Annotated in this window: 1 protein-coding gene; it reads left to right on the top strand. The window is 77.0% G+C overall.

Features of this window, described 5'->3' with window-relative positions:
* Positions 1–270 (top strand): AMP-binding protein (locus ACTIDRAF_RS31590; RefSeq protein ID WP_039789961.1); only part of this gene is annotated, 270 nt, incomplete at both ends.

The raw sequence follows: 270 nt of genomic DNA, 5'->3' as shown, positions 1-270 counted from the left end.
GGCCTCACCCCGGAGGACGTGGTCGCCCTCGTCCTCCCCCGCACCGCCAGCTGGTGCGTGGCGTTGCTCGCGGTGCTGCGCGCCGGGGGCACCGCCCTGTCCCTGCCCGCCGAGGACGACCCCGGGCAGCTGGGACAGGCCCTCCAGGAACTCGGCGCACGCCACCTGCTGACCACCGGGGAGCTGCTACCGGGAGCCGAGCGGACGCTGCCGGTGCTGCGGCTGACCGCCGACGGCATCCCCGCCCCCACCCACCCCGACGTCCACACC

The organism is Actinoalloteichus spitiensis RMV-1378 (assembly GCF_000239155.1).
In the GTDB taxonomy this organism is placed as follows: domain Bacteria; phylum Actinomycetota; class Actinomycetes; order Mycobacteriales; family Pseudonocardiaceae; genus Actinoalloteichus_B; species Actinoalloteichus_B spitiensis.
Note: the sequence above shows the minus strand (reverse complement) of the source record. Positions and strands in the feature narration are given on the sequence as shown.